Source organism: Desulfurella sp. (genome assembly GCF_023256235.1).
In the GTDB taxonomy this organism is placed as follows: Bacteria; Campylobacterota_A; Desulfurellia; order Desulfurellales; family Desulfurellaceae; genus Desulfurella.
In genome coordinates this window covers 1,661-2,463 of sequence record NZ_JAGDWY010000067.1, presented here as the reverse complement: position 1 = coordinate 2,463, position 803 = coordinate 1,661, and the positions used below count along the sequence as shown (strand labels likewise).

At 31.4% G+C, this 803-nt stretch carries 2 protein-coding genes and 1 pseudogene; 2 read left to right on the top strand and 1 reads right to left on the bottom strand.

Features of this window, described 5'->3' with window-relative positions:
• Positions 1-16 precede the first annotated feature (16 nt).
• The gene (locus Q0C22_RS06800) at positions 17-373 is read right to left on the bottom strand and encodes a hypothetical protein (RefSeq protein ID WP_291493079.1); all 357 of its coding nucleotides are present in this window, start codon (positions 371-373) and stop codon (positions 17-19) included.
• A 28-nt stretch (positions 374-401) separates the two neighbouring features.
• Between Q0C22_RS06800 and Q0C22_RS06795 the strand changes: the two genes are divergently transcribed.
• Together Q0C22_RS06795 and Q0C22_RS10475 are read left to right on the top strand one after the other, a co-directional pair.
• Positions 402-683, top strand: coding sequence for a hypothetical protein (locus tag Q0C22_RS06795; protein WP_291493077.1), 282 nt, complete (start codon positions 402-404; stop codon positions 681-683).
• Positions 652-803, top strand: a pseudogene (locus Q0C22_RS10475) (hypothetical protein); the annotation flags it as partial. The gene Q0C22_RS06795 and the pseudogene Q0C22_RS10475, both read left to right, overlap by 32 nt.

Sequence of the window (803 nt, the reverse complement as noted above, 5' to 3'; positions counted from 1 at the left end):
ATATATGTATTACTTTTTATATAAAATAAGCAAGAGAAATATAATAAAGAAATTTATTTTGCAAATAAAGATTCAAATAAGCAATTGCCATATACCTATAAATTTTTCCTTTGTAAGATAAATTGGATGGTAATTGTTGAGCTTTTTTAAAAAAATTTATCGCGGTTTTTGGGTGATTTAAATTTAAATAAATCCTGCCTAAGTAAAAAAAACCATCTATACTGTTGGCTTTAGCTTCTTGTTCGCAACTTTTTGTGGCCAAATCAATGTTTTTATTGTCAAATTGAACCTTACAAATATCTATAGTATTACCATAAACAATACTGTATATACTAAATAAAAAAAATATATTAAAAAAGGAACTTGACAGCATAAAATCTGTGTCATTCCCTCAAGAACTGTTGGTAGTTGACCATTTAAATTCTGAAATTTATGAAGTGGTGAGCAACCTCAAAACCTATTTTGGATTATCAATCCAGCCTGGAAAGCTAACAGTTGATGAAGCTTTAAAATTAGTCCAAAAGCTTGATATTGAAAGAATACTAATTAATTCTGATTCAAGCACGGAACCTAGTCAGCCCACCTGGCCGGCGTTACTTTTGAGTAAATTGGAAAACAGTGGATTGACTGAATTAGCAAGGAAGATAGCCTTTGAAAATCCAATCAGATTTTACAGAATTTAAACCCATAGAGAGAAGCTACTATCTTAGGGAAACCGTGGATGTTGCCAGAGATTTACTGGGACAGCTTCTGGTCAGAGTGGTCGACGAAAACCTTATTGTAGTTAGAATAACTGAAGTTGA